Raw genomic sequence first — 11,356 nt, 5'->3', positions numbered from 1 at the left:
AGTCGCGTTCTACGGCGAAGGATCGCCAGCATGAATCAGCAACCATCATCCGCCCGCATCGCCGCCCAATCCCACTTCCGCACGTTGCGTCTCGGCACGCCGTTCCAGCCGCGCATCGATGCTCTGGCCAAGACCCAGGATTGGTACAACTGGGCGGGCTACCGCGCCCCCCATTCGCTGTGGGACGAGGAGCTCGAATATTTCGCCATTCGCAGCCAGTCGGCGCTCTTCGACATCTCGCCGATGACCAAATACCGCGTCGAGGGACCGGACGCCGAGGCCTTCCTCGACCGCGTCACGCTGCGCGACGTGACCAGGCTGAAGCCGGGCCGCGTCCATTATACCGCGTGGTGCGACGACGAGGGCTTCGTCCTCGATGACGGCACGCTGTTCCGGCTCTCGCCAACGCGGTTCCGGCTGTGCTCGCAGGAGCGGCATTTGCCTTGGCTGCTCGACAGCGCCATCGGGTTCGATGTGACGGTGGAGGAAGAGACCGAAGCCGTCGCGGGCCTGGCACTGCAAGGTCCGACCTCTTTCGCCGTGCTGCGTGATGCCGGTTTTGCCGATGTCGAAAAGCTGAAGGCATTCGACCTCGCCGAATTCCCGCATGATGGCGAAACCGTCACCATCTCGCGCACCGGCTTCACCGGCGACCTCGGCTATGAATTGTTCATGCCGGTCGACAAGGCGCTTAGCCTGTGGGACCGGCTGATGGCGGCCGGCGAACTGCGCGGCATCCGCGCCATCGGCTACACCGCGCTCAACCGCGCCCGGCTCGAAGCCGGGCTGATCGTCGCCAATGCCGACTTCACGACAGCCGAACACGCCATCCGCGCCGACCGCTTGCGCATGCCCGACGAGATCGGGCTCGGCTTCATGATTGATCTGGAAAAGGCCCATTTCAACGGCCGTCGCGCCATCTTCGAGGCGCGCGCCAAGCGCAAGCTGCGGCATGTGCTGGTCGGGCTGGAGATCGAAGGCAACATCCCGGCCGAACACGCCATCGTCTATCACAGGAAGAGCCAGGAGGTCGGGCTGGTCAGCGCCGCCATGTGGTCGCCGATGGCCAAGCGCAACATCGCCATCGCTTCGCTGGTGCGACCATATGGTGATACTGTCGTCGACGACCTCTGGGTCGAGATCTACGCAATGCGCGAGCTGCAATACCAAAAGCTGATGAAGCGGGCCAAGGTGGTGCCGCGGCCGTTCATCAAGCTCGATCGCCGCACCGCCAATCCGCCGGCGGATTTCTGACCATGGACGAGGAAGCCGACAAGCAGCAAGAAGAGGCGGCCGAACAGTGGGAACTGGTCAACACGCCGCTCGGCGAAAAATGGTCGGGCCGCACACGCTATGCCGCCGCCATGTTCTTCTACAAGCGCGGCGAGATGAGCGCCGAGACGCTTGAGGTCTACCGCATCTGCGCGCGGCTCGATTCGGAAAACCCGCTGCCGATCATCCGCGACCGCGGCGTCGGCAAGGACTGGCTGAAGCGCATGGGGTTCGGCTGACCTGCCTATCCTATGGTTCTTTCCAGCATGGCCAGCCAGTTTCGGTAGGCGATCTTTTCGATCAGCGCGCGGCCGAAGCCGCGTGCGGCGAGCGCATCGATGAGCTTCGGCAGACCGGCGGCGTCGCCAATGACGGCCGGGATCATGGCTCCGTCGAAATCGGAGCCGAGGCCAACCCCATCCTCACCCAGCGCCTGCAGCAGGGAATCGATGTGGCGCACCATGATGTCGAGGCCGGTATCGGCATTCATCTTTCCGTCCTCGCGCAGGAAGCCGGTGGCGAAGTTCAGCCCGACCATGCCGCCGGTTTCGCGAATCGCGCCGAGCTGCCAGTCGGTGAGATTGCGTGAGTGGCCGCAGATCGCATGCACGTTGGAATGGGTCGCGACCAGCGGCGCATCGCTGAGCGCGGCGACATCGCGAAAGCCCTTCTCGTTGAGATGCGACAGGTCGATCATGATCCTGAGTTGGTTGCAGGCCTTGACCAGCGCCTTGCCGGCATCGGTCAGGCCGGGACCGGTATCGGGCGAGGACGGAAAGCGGAACGGCACGCCATGGCCGAAAGCGTTCGGGCGGCTCCAGACGATGCCGAGCGAGCGCAAGCCGGCGGCATGCAGCACGTCGAGCATGGTGAGTTCGGGATCGATCGCCTCGACCCCTTCGATATGGAATACCGCAGCGATCGAGTCGCGCACCATGGCGCCGCGCACATCTGCGGCATTGCGGCAGACGCTCAGCGCTCCGGCCCGTTCCAGCCTGAACAGGATCGAGGCCATCGCGATCGTCGAGGCCAGCGCATCGCTGTGCGGGAGTTCGGGCGGCAACGGCTCGGCATCGCTGGGCGTCGACGGGACAGCGCCGCGCCGGCCTCTCTCGACAGGGGGCGGGAAGATCGCGAACATGCCGCCGGCGAACCCGCCGGCCCGTGCGCGCGGCAGGTCGATATGGCCGCCCGATTTCCCTTCCATGAACAGCTTTTCGACGTCCGGGTCTTTCGACTGATAGAGTCTGAGCAGCGTGTCGTTATGGCCGTCGAAGACGGGAACGAGATCGGTTTCGGTCATGAAGGGATCATTCGGTTCGATGTGCGCACGCCGCCCGCGATATATCATATCTACTTAGGCAAGATGGGCCGAGCGTGCAAATGCCAAAGCCGTGCTGGCCTATCACACTGTTTTACTCCCGAGGGTCCGGACTGGCAAAGCGCCGGCTGATCCTACCCCTTCAGCACGTCGGCCCACTCCGGATGACGGCGGAACTGGGCGTTGGCAAAGGGACAGAGCGGGATGATCTTCTTGCCCGCCGCGCGCGCGTCCTCGACGGCGCGGGTGACGAGCCGAAGCCCGGCACCCTGGCCGCGAAACGCGTCGGGCACTTCGGTGTGGTCGATGATGATCTGGTGCTCGCCGATCCTGGTGAAGGTCATCTCCGCCTCGGCGCCGCCCGGACCGCGCAGCACGTAGCGGCCCTTGGAACCACGATCTTCGAGTTCGATCTCCGGCAGTTGGTCAGGCATCGCTTACTCCTTGGGCCACGCCGGCAAAGAGCCGCCGCGCCGCCTCGATTTCGTTCGGCCGCACTTCGTGCCCGCCTTCATGCCACTCCACTGTGACATCGGCGCCATCGGCGCGCAAATTGGCTTCGAGCCGCGAAGTCAGGTTCGGCGGACAGATCGGATCCCGCCTGCCGGCGGTCACCAGAATGCGGCGCCCGGCAAGACTCCCGTTCACCTGCGGTTCGAACGGGATCAGCGGGTGCATCAGCACCGCCGCGTCGAACAGGTCAGGGGCTTCGAACAGCAGCGACGCCAGGATGTTGGCGCCGTTTGAATAGCCGAGAGCGTAGACCGCCGACGGTTTTGCCGCTGCTATCTGCGCCTTGACGAAGCCCGCCATCTTCCGAGTCGCGCGCGCCAGGTCCTGCATGTCATAGACGCCCTCGCCGGTGCGACGGAAAAAGCGCGCAGCGCCTTGTTCAGACACATCGCCGCGTGGCGAGATGATGGTTGCCTGGGGCGCGAGATCGCGCCCCAGCGAGACGAGCTGGCCCTCGTCGCCTCCGGTGCCATGGAAGACGAAGAGCAGCGGACCGCCCGGCGAACCGGGCAGCACCTTGTGGATGTAGCTGTCTGTGCTCATGACCCCGCCCCTCGGTCTTCCAGCTTCTGCAGATGCTGTTCGAGATAGGGCCGCAGGTGTTGATGCTGCGCCGGCAGCTTCAAAGCTTCACCGAGATGGGCGGTGTCCTCGTCGCGGTCGAAGCCCGGCTCGTTGGTGGCGACTTCGAACAGAACGCCGCCCGGCGTGCGGAAATAGATCGCCCAGAAGTAATCGCGGTCGATCACTGGCGTCACCTGGTAGCCGGTATCCATCAGCGCCTTGCGCACTTCGAGCTGCCTGGCGCGATCCTCGACGGCGAAAGCGACGTGATGGACCGAGCCCGCGCCGAGATCGGCAAAGGCGGCACCGGGTAGCGATTCGATGTCGACGACGTCGGCGCCATTGCCGTTCCTGATCGCCAGCCGCCTGACATTGCCGGATTTGTCGAGCTCCTCATAGCCCATGAACTTCAAGAGTTCCTCGGTGGCGCCGCCATCCTTCAGGCGCAGCGACACGGAGTGAAAGCCCCGGATCGCCTCGTCGGCGGGAATGCCGCCCTTCGCCCATGGCGCGCGCGTGTCGGCCCTGTCCTCGACGAGCGCGAAACCGTCGCCGTCCGGTCCGGCGAAGGCCAGACGCTTCTCGCCAAAGGTCTCTTCGCGCGAAAGGCCGGCGATACCTTCCTCGGCGAAGCGCCTTTCCCAATAGGCGAGCGTGCCTTCCGGCACCGAATAGGCGGTGGTGCCGACTTCGCCGACGCCGTGACGGCCCTTGCCGATATTGGGAAACGGAAAATAGGTCATCACCGAACCCGGCGTGCCGAGCTCGTCGGCATAGTAGAGATGGTAGACGTCGGGCGCGTCGAAATTGACCGTTTTCTTGACCCGGCGCAGGCCGAGCTTCCCAGTGAAGAACTCATTGTTCTGGCGGGCATCGCTGGCCATCGAGGTGACGTGATGCAAACCCTTGATCTGGTCGAGCATGAGTGCCGCTCCCTTGTTCTATTGCGGCCCCTGCCGCTGTCGCCGCCAATATGAGCATCGGCCTGTCCCCGTCAAAGGCGGCAAAGGCGGGATGGACTGTACTCTGGAAGTGAACAATCGAAAGCAATTTGTTCACCGATCCACCAGCAGCCCGGGCTTGCGCCGGGGCGGGATTTCGGTTCCATGAGCGACGCTCGCACATTAGCCAAGGATTATCGCCAGTGACCGGAAAAGGCAGGCGTCCGAACGTTCTCCTGATCACCTGCGACCAGTGGCGCGGCGATTGCCTTTCGGCGGCCGGCCATCCCCTGGTGAAGACGCCGAATGCCGACGCATTGGCAGCGGAAGGCGTATTGTTCAAGCGGCACTATGGCGGCGCGGCACCCTGCTCGCCGGCCCGTGCCTGCCTCTATACCGGCCTCTACCAGATGAATAACCGGGTTTGCCGCAACGGCACGCCGCTCGATGCCCGTCACGGCAATATAGCGCTTTCGGCGCGCGCGCTGGGCTACGATCCGACGCTGTTCGGCTACACCGACGTATCGCTGGATCCGCGCCGGCTCGCTCCGGCTGATCCGCGGCTGCGAAGCTATGAAGGCGTGCTTCCTGGTTTCACGGTGCGCCAATTGCTGCCAGAGCATCAGAAGCAGTGGCTGTCATGGCTGGGAATGCAGGGCATCGATACCGACGCCGGCTCCCCCGCGATCCATCGACCGGCGAACGGGGCAGGCGATGCCGGCTCCGTGACGAGTGCGCCGCCCGTCTATTCGAAGGAGCAGACGCCGACCGCTTTTCTTGCCGGCGAATTCATCCGATGGCTGGGCGAACAGGAGCATGCCGCGCCCTGGTTCGCGCATCTCTCTTTCATCAGCCCGCATCCGCCTTTCATCGTGCCTGCACCATACGACACCGTGTACGACCCCGCCGACGGCCCCGACTTTCGCCGTGCGGCAGACTGGCAGAAAGAGGCGGACAGCCATCCCTATCTCGCCTACGATTTCGGCAGGCAGAAAAAGCACAAGTTTCGACCTGGCGCCGCAGGCAGTGTACATGACTGGAGCGAGGATGATTTCCGCCGCATCCGCGCGATCTATTACGGCATGATCTCGGAAGTCGATGCGCAGCTCGGCCGAATCTGGCAGGCGGTCAAGACGGCGGGCGCGTGGGACGACACCATCGTTGTGCTTACCTCCGACCATGCCGAGATGATGGGCGACCATTTCATGCTGGGCAAAGGCGGCTTCTTCGACGCCAGCTATCATATCCCCTTGGTCATCCGCGACCCGCGTCACGGCCGCACCGCAGGCGTGGCCGTCGACCGCTTTACCGAGGCGGTGGACATATTGCCGACCTTGCTCGACCTGCTGGGGGGCGAACCGGCGCCGCACCTCGACGGTCATTCGCTGCGGCCGTTCATCGCCGGCGAGGAGCCGCCGGACTGGCGCGACGCCGCGCATTGGGAATTCGATTTCCGTTCGATCGCGGAAGGCGAAGCCGAACGGCATTTCGGCCTTGCCTCGCGCCAGTGCAATCTCGCCGTGATCCGCACGGAAAAATTCAAATATGTGCATTTCGGCGGCGGCCTGCCGCCATTGCTGTTCGACCTGGAAAAGGATCCCGCCGAGCTCGCCAATCTCGCCGCCGATCCCGCCTATCTCCCGATCAGGCTCGAGTTCGCCGAACGGCTGCTTGCCTGGCGGACCGAACATCTCGACCAGTCGCTGGCGCTGGCGGAGCTGACCAGGGATGGCGTTGTGGGCTATGTAAGTAGGGCAGTAGGGGAATAGGGAATCCCTACTGCCCTACTGCCCTACTGCCCTACTGCCCTACTGCCCTACTGCCGTTGTTGCTATCTCACGATCATCCGCTGCTGCTCGCGGTTCTGCGCATAGCTGCCTTTGTCATAGGCGGCCTGGGCCTCGAGCTGCTCCTTGGTGAAGGTCGTGTAGAGATATTTGTTACCGTCCTTGTCGGTCATGAATTTCAGGTTGTCCATGCCGACGGCGACTTCCTTCTCGCCGACGCCGAGGAAACCGCCGACATCCACGATGACCGCGTCGGTCTTGTTGTCGGGCGTCAGCACGACATCGCCGATCTCGCCGACCTTGACGTCGTTGGCGCCATAAACTGTGGTACCCTTGAGATCGTCGCCCCTGACCTCGCCGACAGGCATTTCGGTCAGTTTCGATTTGTCGATCGCTGCGGTCTTCGTCTGGTCGGGAGCGGTCGCATCAGGGGTGGAGGCGGACGGGGCCTGCGCCGTCTTGTCCATCGGAGCCGTATTGGTTGTCGGCGCGACGGCCGGGGTGGACGCAGCAGGTGCGTTCGATGCCGTCGTGACCGGAGCCGGATCATAAGCCTTGCGGTTGAAGTCCGGCAATGCCTGCAGCTCTTCCTTGGTGGTTTGGGCCACCAGCCAGCGGTCGCCGTTTTTCTCGGCCCACTGGGCCTTGCCGAAATCATACGTGACGTTCTTCTCGCCGATGCCGAGGAAGCCGCCGACGCCGATGACCAGTGATTGCGCCTTGCCTTCCTTGGTCAGGACGATGTCGTTGACGTTGCCGATGTTCTGCGCATCGTCGCCGGTCCCGTTATAGACGCTCTCACCGATGATATTGGTGGCGAGATTGCCGTCGGCGCGCTTCACCGGTTCCGCCGGAGCCGCGTTCATGTCGACTGGCGCCTGGGCGGTATCGCTCGGCGCGGATGTTGACGGCGCCTGTGCCGCTGTCGGTGCGGCCGGTGCCGGAGCATAGGGCTTGGTGTCGAACTCCGGCTGCGCCGTCAACTGGTCCTTGGTCGTCTGGGCGACCAGCCAGCGGTCGCCGTTTTTCTCGGCCCACTGCAGCTTGTCGTAATCGAACGCGACATTCTTCGTCCCAACGCCCAGAAAGCCCCCGACGCCGATGACTATGGATTTGGCCTGACCGTCTTTGTCGAAGACGATGTCGGTTACTTTGCCGATATTCTCGGCATTGTCGCCGGTGCCGTTATAAACCGATTCACCGATGATGTTGGTGGCGATGCTGCCCTCGGCGTGCACCACAGGAGCGGCGGGTTGCTCCGCGCCAGGCGCAGCCGGTGTCGGAGTTGTCTGCGCATGCGCGCCCGTCGCCACGAACATGGCAAGAGCAGTCGTGGCTAGAAGATTGCGGATCATGATGGTGTCTCCTCGTGCCTGATTTCATGCATGCCGCACCGGCCTCCGCCGTCACCGGCGACGGGCGAACGCGGCATTCGCCTGATCACAACGTCGTGACTGCGCCCATTGTTCCGACAAAAGCCAGGACGCATATTCTCCGCACACGCGGCCCGCAACTTGCGTCCTGCAAAGGGAAATTCGCCGCATCATCCGGAACCTTTTTGCCACTTGCGCCGTTCAGCCGACGGCTGGAGCTTCTCCGGCTCGGAGTTTTTTTGAGAACACGGAGGGGACATGCGGTTTGCGGCGGTGCTGAACCGGGACGGTGGCACCTTGCGCACCCTCGACCTGGATGGCTTTCGCGATCGCATGCGCGACCTGCTGGAGGCAGCAGGCCATTCCATCGATATCGACGTGGTTGCCGGCAAGGACATCGTGCCGGCATTGGACAACGCGGCTTCGCGTCGCGGCATCGACGTGGTTCTCGCCGGCGGCGGCGATGGCACGATATCGGCGGCGGCGGCGCGGCTGATGGGCAAGAAAAAGGCGCTGGCCATATTGCCCGCAGGCACCATGAACCTCTTCGCGCGCGGGCTCGGCATCCCGCAGACGCTCGATGCGGCTTTGCGATCCTTCGCCGATGGCGAGGTGATGGCGGTGGACATCGCCACCGCCAATGGCCGGCCTTTCGTGCATCAGTTCTCGATCGGCATGCACGCCAAGATGGTGCAGCTACGCCAGAACATGGAGTTCGGCTCCCGGCTGGGCAAGATGCGGGCATCCGCGAAAGCGGCTTGGCAGACGATCAAGAATCCGCCGGCGATGACGGTCACCCTGACCATTGGCGAGGCCGAGATCACGGCGCGAACCACCGGCGTCGGCGTCACCAACAACCTGTTTGGCGAGGGTCACCTGCCCTTTGCCGACAATCCGGCGGGCGGCGTGCTCGGCATTTATGTCACGGTCGCGCGGCAGCGCGCCGAACTGGTCAAGTTCTTCTTCAACGTCGCGCGTGGCAAATGGCGTGACAATGAACATGTCGAAATCCATCAGACAGAGCGGGCTGTGCTGAAGATCCGGTCGGCGGCCAGGAAATACCGCGCCGTCCTCGACGGTGAACTTATCAAGCTCGAGGACGAAATTACCATCGAAATCCACCCGGGCGCCTTGAACGTGCTGGTGCCGCGGCACGCCATGCGGGCAAAGGCGGCCTGATGCAGGGGCAGCCGACGAGGAACAGAAGACTAGCCGCTCGGAGCGCTGCCTTGTTCGGTGGTCGGGGATTTCGTGTACTCGCCGTAAATCTCGACGATGCCCCAAACGACAAAGGCCAGGAGAAGTCCCGCAATCAGGATCCGCAAGCCGTGCCAGCCCCAGTGTCCCTGACGCGCTTTGTTTTCAGGAATGGTCTTGGGCATAGCCGGCCTCGATGCGATGTGGACGCGTTGAGCGTCTCTGGCAAAACATCTTCGGGTAACGGTTCCTTGCTACGAAGGTTCCGCGTTTGGCCAAGCCCTTCGCCGGCAAGTCGGGAAGGCGAAGTCGGAGGGCTCGCGAGGAAGCGTCGGGGGCGCTGGTGAACAAGGCGGCGAAATTGGCGCCGGGCCTTCCGGCCGAAGTAATGCACGTCGTCAACGACGCCGGCCGGCTGGCCGTGCTGCACGGCTTGCAGGCGCTGGATACGATGACTGACGCCGACTTCGACGGCGTCAGCCGCCTTGCCGCGGCCGCCATGCGCGCACCGATCGCGCTGGTTACGCTCGTCGACGTCGAGCGGCAATGGTTCAAGTCGCGTGTCGGCCTGGACGAGATGGAGACCGCAACCGACATCTCCTTCTCCGCCCATGCGATTGCCGCGGGCGGCGAACTGATGGTGGTACCCGACGCGACCTTGGATCCGCGTTTTAAAGCCAACTCACTGGTCACGGGCAAGCATCACATCCGCTTCTTTGCGGGCGCGCCGGTGACCGTCGCCGGCGCCAGGATCGGAACGCTCTGCGTTTTCGACCGCAAGCCCCGTCCCTTTCCATCGCGCGTCAGGCTCGACCAGTTGAAGGCGCTGGCCGGCCTAGCCGCCAGCCTGTTCACGCTGAAGGATGCGACGCGCAGCGGCGCCATCGCCGAGGCGGCGCTGGTTCGCGAAGAAAAACGGCGCGCCATAGCGCTCGACGCGGCATCGCTTGCCAGCTGGGCCTGGGACATCCGCACCGACATGATCGAATGCGATGGTTTGCTGCCGGAATTGTTCAATCTGCCGCGATCGAACCGGTTGCGGGCGCGCGACATCCTGATGGCAATAGATCCACGCGACGTCTATCAAACCGAAACCCGCTTCCGCGACGCCTTGGCCGGCGGCGACGACTATTTCGGCGAGTACCGCGTGAAAGGCTTCCATCCACCCCGCTGGCTGGCGACGCGCGGCCGCGTCATCGAGCGCGATGGCGACGGCAAGCCGACGCTGATCTTCGGGGTCAATTACGACATATCCGAACGCAAGCTTGGGGAGGAAAGGCAAAGGCTGCTGCTTCGCGAACTCAATCATCGCGTCAAGAACACGCTGGCGACCGTTCAGGCGCTGGCGACGCAGACCGTGCGCCATGCCCGGCAGCCGAGCGCTTTCCTGGAAGCCTTCGGCGCCCGGCTCCAGGCACTCGGCATTGCCCATAATCTCCTGTCCGACCGGGAATGGCGCGGCATCGGCATCCATGAACTCATCCAGATCGAGGTGAGGCCCTTCGACACCGCCGAGCAACTGCGCATGACGATCACCGGTCCCGATCTGTTGCTGTCGCCGGACCAGGCAGTGGGGCTGGGCCTGATCTTGCACGAACTGGCCAGCAACGCCCTACAATATGGGTCGCTGTCGGCAACATCCGGCAAGGTCGATCTGAGCTGGAAGACACAAGGCAGAAAAAGCGACCGGCGCCTTGTCCTGAGCTGGCGCGAAAGCGGCGGTCCTGCGGTTGCCCCGCCCGAGCGGCACGGCTTCGGCTCGATCCTGATCCGCCGCAGCCTGGCCAAGGTCATCTCCAGCGAAGTGACGCACGAGTTCCGGCCGGAAGGCGTCTTTGCCGAAATATCCATGCCGCTGGAGGATCTCTCCAAGTGACCGCCCAGCCTTAATCCGGGCCCAGCCTTCATCCGGTCAGCCTCAATCAGGATCGCCGCCAGCCGGCCCGCCGGGACCTGGTTTCACGTTCTCGCGGTAGATGGCATAAGCCGCCAACGCCACGGCGGGACCGAGAATGGCCCCGAGGCCGCCCTTTCCCTTGAGCAGCGCCGGCAGAGCGGCCAGTGCGGCGGTGACCCCGATTGCCGTCATGTCCGCCTTGCGCCGTTCTGCCCGGCGCCGTGCGCGCGAGCCGGCCGAGAAGCGATAGATCAGCAAGATCAGGCCCGCGACGATCAGAAAGCCGACGCCGAATCCCAACGCCGCAGCGAGCGGCCCATAGCGGTCCGCAGCCCAGATATAGCCGGCCCCGATCAGGAAGCCGAGACCGCACAGCGCCGCAAGCGCGGCAAGCGCATAGACAATTGCAGCCGTGCGCGCGCGGCGCATGGCTGCAACGGTTTCGCCCGAAGCCAGGCCCGAGACAAGGGAAGCCAGCAATCCCATTTGAG

12 protein-coding genes are annotated in these 11,356 nt (G+C 64.0%); 5 read left to right on the top strand and 7 right to left on the bottom strand.

Annotated features, from left to right (window positions below; genetic code table 11):
• The first annotated feature begins 30 nt into the window (after positions 1-30).
• Both FJ949_RS26405 and FJ949_RS26400 read left to right on the top strand, forming a co-directional pair.
• Positions 31-1,254, top strand: a complete 1,224-nt coding sequence (locus tag FJ949_RS26405) for an aminomethyltransferase family protein (RefSeq protein WP_140500603.1) — start codon at positions 31-33, stop codon at positions 1,252-1,254.
• A gap of 2 nt (positions 1,255-1,256) precedes the next feature.
• Entirely contained in the window at positions 1,257-1,511 is a 255-nt protein-coding gene (locus FJ949_RS26400) for a hypothetical protein (RefSeq protein WP_140500602.1), read from the top strand.
• Positions 1,512-1,516: 5 nt separating this feature from the next.
• Here FJ949_RS26400 and FJ949_RS26395 read toward each other — a convergent pair whose 3' ends face one another.
• The 4 genes from FJ949_RS26395 to FJ949_RS26380 form a co-directional block, all read right to left on the bottom strand.
• Positions 1,517-2,575, bottom strand: coding sequence for a dipeptidase (locus FJ949_RS26395; RefSeq protein WP_140500601.1), 1,059 nt, complete (start codon positions 2,573-2,575; stop codon positions 1,517-1,519).
• A 152-nt stretch (positions 2,576-2,727) separates the two neighbouring features.
• Positions 2,728-3,027, bottom strand: a complete 300-nt coding sequence (locus FJ949_RS26390) for a GNAT family N-acetyltransferase (RefSeq protein WP_140500600.1) — start codon at positions 3,025-3,027, stop codon at positions 2,728-2,730.
• Positions 3,020-3,649, bottom strand: a complete 630-nt coding sequence (locus FJ949_RS26385; protein WP_140500599.1) for an alpha/beta hydrolase — start codon at positions 3,647-3,649, stop codon at positions 3,020-3,022. The genes FJ949_RS26390 and FJ949_RS26385 overlap by 8 nt, the downstream gene beginning before the upstream one ends.
• The gene (locus FJ949_RS26380; protein WP_140500598.1) at positions 3,646-4,593 is read right to left on the bottom strand and encodes a VOC family protein; all 948 of its coding nucleotides are present in this window, start codon (positions 4,591-4,593) and stop codon (positions 3,646-3,648) included. The genes FJ949_RS26385 and FJ949_RS26380 overlap by 4 nt, the downstream gene beginning before the upstream one ends.
• Positions 4,594-4,814: 221 nt before the next feature.
• Here FJ949_RS26380 and FJ949_RS26375 point away from each other — a divergent pair, with 221 nt between their 5' ends.
• Complete coding sequence (locus FJ949_RS26375; RefSeq protein ID WP_140500597.1) at positions 4,815-6,380, top strand: alkaline phosphatase family protein; 1,566 nt, start codon at positions 4,815-4,817, stop codon at positions 6,378-6,380.
• A 62-nt stretch (positions 6,381-6,442) separates the two neighbouring features.
• Here the strand turns inward: FJ949_RS26375 and FJ949_RS26370 are convergent, their stop codons facing one another.
• A complete protein-coding gene (locus FJ949_RS26370; RefSeq protein ID WP_140500596.1) occupies positions 6,443-7,753 on the bottom strand; it encodes a PRC-barrel domain-containing protein in 1,311 nt (436 codons plus the stop codon).
• Between the two features lie 276 nt (positions 7,754-8,029).
• On the opposite strand from FJ949_RS26370, the gene FJ949_RS26365 reads away from it, so the two are divergent.
• Complete coding sequence (locus tag FJ949_RS26365) at positions 8,030-8,950, top strand: diacylglycerol kinase family protein (protein ID WP_140500595.1); 921 nt, start codon at positions 8,030-8,032, stop codon at positions 8,948-8,950.
• A gap of 29 nt (positions 8,951-8,979) precedes the next feature.
• Here the strand turns inward: FJ949_RS26365 and FJ949_RS30470 are convergent, their stop codons facing one another.
• Entirely contained in the window at positions 8,980-9,153 is a 174-nt protein-coding gene (locus tag FJ949_RS30470; RefSeq protein WP_181165417.1) for a hypothetical protein, read from the bottom strand.
• A 158-nt stretch (positions 9,154-9,311) separates the two neighbouring features.
• Between FJ949_RS30470 and FJ949_RS26360 the strand changes: the two genes are divergently transcribed.
• Positions 9,312-10,844, top strand: coding sequence for an HWE histidine kinase domain-containing protein (locus FJ949_RS26360; protein ID WP_224681157.1), 1,533 nt, complete (start codon positions 9,312-9,314; stop codon positions 10,842-10,844).
• A 42-nt stretch (positions 10,845-10,886) separates the two neighbouring features.
• On the opposite strand, the gene FJ949_RS26355 is transcribed toward FJ949_RS26360, so the two are convergent.
• Positions 10,887-11,351, bottom strand: a complete 465-nt coding sequence (locus FJ949_RS26355; RefSeq protein WP_140500594.1) for a hypothetical protein — start codon at positions 11,349-11,351, stop codon at positions 10,887-10,889.
• Positions 11,352-11,356: the final 5 nt, after the last annotated feature.

Source organism: Mesorhizobium sp. B2-4-1 (assembly GCF_006442185.1).
Taxonomy (GTDB): Bacteria; Pseudomonadota; Alphaproteobacteria; order Rhizobiales; family Rhizobiaceae; genus Mesorhizobium.
Note: the sequence above shows the minus strand (reverse complement) of the source record. Positions and strands in the feature narration are given on the sequence as shown.